The sequence below is a fragment of the Dietzia maris genome (assembly GCF_014144855.1).
Classification (GTDB): domain Bacteria; phylum Actinomycetota; class Actinomycetes; order Mycobacteriales; family Mycobacteriaceae; genus Dietzia; species Dietzia kunjamensis.
This window is the reverse complement of record NZ_JAALDN010000280.1, coordinates 1-4,050: the sequence shown is the minus strand read 5'-3', so window position 1 is coordinate 4,050 and position 4,050 is coordinate 1. Positions and strand designations below refer to the sequence as shown.

The following is a 4,050-nucleotide window of genomic DNA, read 5'->3' as shown; positions in this document are numbered from 1 at the left end:
GCAGTGGCCACTTTAGCGGGAACACTCCAAACCGTGGCACTCGTACTCCTGTCGCGGATGGCGGAAGATCAACGTCGAATTGTCTACCGACACCGCCCCGGCGCGCCTCACCCTTAGGGGTGTAATCGCTGGCGCGGCCGGTTGTGATCCGTTGCTAGGCTTTGCCCATGCCGATCAGGGTCACAGTGGTCAATGACTACCTCGTCGTCGTCGCCGGGGTGAACGCCTTCCTGGCCCCCTACTCCGACCGGATCGAGATGGTGGAGAAGGAGATGGTCTCCAGCGGATCGGCCACGGTGGACGTGGCCCTGTACGACTCCTTCGCCTCGTCCCTGGGCAAGGACGACCGCCTCGAGAACCTCCTGCAGGATCCGACCATCGGGGCGGTCGCCGTCTACTCGTTCACCTCGGACCCGGCCGCGGTCCGAGACAGCCTCGACGCGGGCGCCCACGGGTTCCTGTCCAAGTCCCTGACCGCTCCCGAGCTGGTGAGCGGCATCGAGCAGATCGCCGCCGGGAACCGCGTCACCCTGACGGGAACGGGCCTGCCGATCATGGGTCCCGACAAGTGGCCCGCCAAGGAGGCCGGCCTCTCACACCGTGAAGCCGAGGTGGTCAGCCTGATCGTGCAGGGGCTGTCCAATGACCAGATCGCCGAGCAGTGCTACCTCTCGCTCAACACGGTCAAAACCTACGTGCGTTCGGCCTACCGCAAGATGGACGTGACCACCCGGGCGCAGGCTGTCGCGTGGGGCATTGAGAACGGCCTCAAGCCCGACCGGTAGGACTGAGTGCGACTTCACACGTGAAGGGACGGATCCATTCGCCGGTGGAGGAGCCTGATGAACGCGTCGAAGTCGAACTCCTCCGGCGCACCGCTCTCCTCGCCGGCAATGAGCGCGCGGCGCAGTGCGGCGAGTTGGGTTTCGTGGTCCTCGAGGAGCCGGAGCCCTGCTCGGACGACCTCGCTGGCTGAACGGTAGCGCCCGGAATCGACCTCGCGAGCGAGGAAGTCGATGAAGTGTTGGTCCAAACTGATGGAGGTGTTCTGACCCATGCGGCAACGATACCAAGAATTGGTAACACCGTGGCTCCGGATTCAGCTCCGGCCACGCCGATCGAGCGGGACCACGGTGGGCGGGCGGTCGCGGCGGTCAGAGAAGCGCGCAGAGAGAATAGGGCCAACGAGACCTCAAGAGGTCGAAGCACTCCCCCGGGTGAACCCTTGGGAACGGACGACGACGAGGCTCGCCTCCGCCCGGGTCGGCCCGCATTCACTGAACGGCGCGGAACCGGTCGCGCAGGAACGTGTCGTTTGCGGCTTTTGTCCTTTTGTATCCTTTGCGATTTTTGTCCAGGGGTTTTCTTGACCCGGAGATCCTGTTCTTCGGCTCGTGGCGGGGGCGATGAGCGCGGCGGCCAGCGGTCTCGACCCGAATGTCGTCACCGCCCAGCTCCACCTTGACGCTGGTGAAATGCGCGGGGCACTTTCTGGATGGGGTCGACGCTCAGTGTCGGCAGGTTCTCGCCTGGTTCGGGTGAGCTCTCCGGGTTGCGGCACCGACGACGCCCGTCACCACCAGTCGAGCGGGGTGCCGTAGAGCCGGTCGTGCGGCAGGCTGCGGGCGATGAGCTCGGTGAGGGCCTCGTGGTCGTTCTTCAACGCGGTACCGCGGCGGGTCGGGCGGAGCTCGCCCTTGTACTTGCGCACCAGCCCCAGCGCCCGGGCCCAGTCGCGCAGCTGCCAGATCGGGTACGTCTGGTCTTCGCGATTGTTCTTCCCGATCCACTTGCGGTCCCAGCCGGTGTCGATCATCAGTTGCTCGACCATCGTCGGCGGCAGGTACCCGGCCGCGGTGAGCTTGACGCCGTCCCCGATCCGCTCCAGCAGTATCTGCAGCTTGGACGCCTCATCCTGCTGGACTTCCCGGAGGGTGGCGGGCATGTCAGCGATCTCGACCACGCGCTGTTGCGCATCGTCGAGGTCGAACGCTTCCGCGTCCCACCCCGCCCAGAACTCGAGGATGTGCGGGTCCCAGCCGTCCGGGTCGGCGTCCCCGGCGATCCACTCGGTGTATGACCAGACTCCCCCGCAGTCCTCCGGTGGGCATGCCCGGCGACCGGCCACCACGGTCGCATCGGGGAACTCGCCGTCGTCGTCGTCAGGTTCCAGGACCTTCTCCACGGTGACGCGGTGCCACCAACTGTCACCGAAGTCGTACAGGTACAGGAACTTGTCGCCGGCACTGTGCGCCAGCTCGTCGAGTCGTACGTCGGCCTCGTCGAGCTCGCCCATCTCCCCGGCGTCGGGGTAGTCCATGGAGGCGAAGTGCTCGGCGTCGCGGTCCCGGCGCGACGACGCGTGGACGAACTCGTGCAGGTGACTGTTCGTCCAGCCCATGGCTTCCTGAAGGATCAGGTGCAGGCGCGGCAGCATGAGGTCGCTGCGCAGGTCCAGGCGTCGCCAGATGGGCGGGGACGAGTCCAGCAGCTCGACCTTGACGCGGTACGTCACCGGCGCCTCGCGCCTCGGGTGTCGCCGGTTGACGGCCGGGCGTTCCCACGGGGACTGGTAGGCAGCCCCGGCCGCCAGCGAGGCCATCAACTCGGTCTGCGGGACTCCCGCGCTCGCCAGCGCATCGAGAACGGCCTGTTTCAGTTCATCTGCGGAGAGGTCGCCTGGTCCGTAGGGGCGATCTGTCGAAGGCGTCACCTCACCGACGATACGAGATGCGAGCGGCGCGCTAGGACACCCCCCGTTTGGAGAAGTAGTCTCACCTGCCATGGACACCGTCGAGCCCGACCTGTTCGACCTACCCGAGCCCGCGCCTGAGCCCACCCCGCAACCCTCGCCTGCGCGGCCCCGCCCCGGGAGGAACCGCGAGACGTGGGCCTGCACTGTGTCCGCGGAGGTGGCGATAGTCGACACGGCGGCGGTGACGGCGGCGCTGGCCCAGTACCTTGAGGACACGGTGGTGGTCGATGCGTTCTCCGGTGCGGTGATCGAGGACCCGGCGAGCGAGGAGGCGGGGCCCGATCCCACCCTGCCGCCGCTGCCTCAACTGGCCTGGCTGATCTGGCCCACGGGCGGCGTGGAGGAGCTCCTCGAAGAGGGCGCGTTCCGGGTTCTCGATGTCGAGAGCACTGTGACCACCGAAACCTACGACCGGGGCACGATCACGTGGACGGTCACGGTCAAGCTCACCGACGTCCAGCTCCTGCGTCGCGTCGCCACGCGAGCCCACCCCGCCGACGCCGACCTCATCGCGAACAGTCTGTCCGTCGCGTGGCAGCGCGCTGCCGACTCGTTCGCTCCCCTGCGTTCGATCCCCGGGATCTCGTGGCGGCCGGTGTCCGTCGAGGTCGAGCACGTGTCGGCGCGGAAGCGATGACGACGACGAGGAGGTCAACCAACGCCACGGGCGGCCCGTCTCGGAGAGCCTCCGGAGCGTATCGAGCTTCACCCGATCAAGTTCTCCACGTTCGATATCCGATACCGGGTTCTGCCCAACGTGCAGCTTGTGCGCGACGTCGTCTTGCGTGAGCTCACGTGCCCAGCGCAGGCCTCGCGAAATTGCCGGTCCACCCGCTATCGAAAGTTACGGGTCGTATGTCGGTCGCTCACCCAATTCGAGTAGCAGGTCCCGAGCGAGGAAGTATGCAGCAACTGCGACTTGTTCAGGTTCCCCAATCCCCTCCTCGGCGCGCCCCGCCATTGCCGATCCGAGAGCCTCCGGGCTATGAGCGAACAATTCATCGCGGAACCCGAGGGCGTCTTCTGTTGCGGCCGCGCTGAGTTCATGGGTTCGGAGCTGCGAGAACACTGTGGCCAACTCATGTGTACCGAACGCCTGGAGGAGCCGGTAGGCGTCGTGCGCGTCTTTGTCGTTCAGTCGGTGCGGGGCATCAGCACGCTCGGCGATCTTATGTAGTTTGGCAACCAGCAATGCTGCAGGTCCAGCTACCCGGAGGCGGGCCCGACGCTTGTCTCGCGGATCGAGCGCAGGTACATCCATTTGTTTGGAGTGTTCCCGCTAAAGTGGCCACTGC

At 66.3% G+C, this 4,050-nt stretch carries 5 protein-coding genes; 3 read left to right on the top strand and 2 right to left on the bottom strand.

What is annotated here, in order from left to right:
• Positions 1-167 precede the first annotated feature (167 nt).
• Positions 168-785, top strand: coding sequence for a response regulator transcription factor (locus G6024_RS09705; RefSeq protein ID WP_159148594.1), 618 nt, complete (start codon positions 168-170; stop codon positions 783-785).
• Between the two features lie 14 nt (positions 786-799).
• Here the strand turns inward: G6024_RS09705 and G6024_RS09700 are convergent, their stop codons facing one another.
• Entirely contained in the window at positions 800-1,057 is a 258-nt protein-coding gene (locus tag G6024_RS09700; protein WP_159148593.1) for a type II toxin-antitoxin system ParD family antitoxin, read from the bottom strand.
• A gap of 516 nt (positions 1,058-1,573) precedes the next feature.
• Positions 1,574-2,713, bottom strand: a complete 1,140-nt coding sequence (locus G6024_RS09695) for a plasmid pRiA4b ORF-3 family protein (protein WP_235027842.1) — start codon at positions 2,711-2,713, stop codon at positions 1,574-1,576.
• A 70-nt stretch (positions 2,714-2,783) separates the two neighbouring features.
• On the opposite strand from G6024_RS09695, the gene G6024_RS09690 reads away from it, so the two are divergent.
• Together G6024_RS09690 and G6024_RS09685 are read left to right on the top strand one after the other, a co-directional pair.
• Positions 2,784-3,392, top strand: a complete 609-nt coding sequence (locus tag G6024_RS09690) for a hypothetical protein (RefSeq protein ID WP_194307360.1) — start codon at positions 2,784-2,786, stop codon at positions 3,390-3,392.
• 348 nt (positions 3,393-3,740) lie between these two features.
• Positions 3,741-3,932 (top strand): hypothetical protein, encoded by a 192-nt coding sequence (locus tag G6024_RS09685; protein ID WP_159148592.1) that lies wholly within the window; start codon positions 3,741-3,743, stop codon positions 3,930-3,932.
• Positions 3,933-4,050 lie beyond the last annotated feature (118 nt).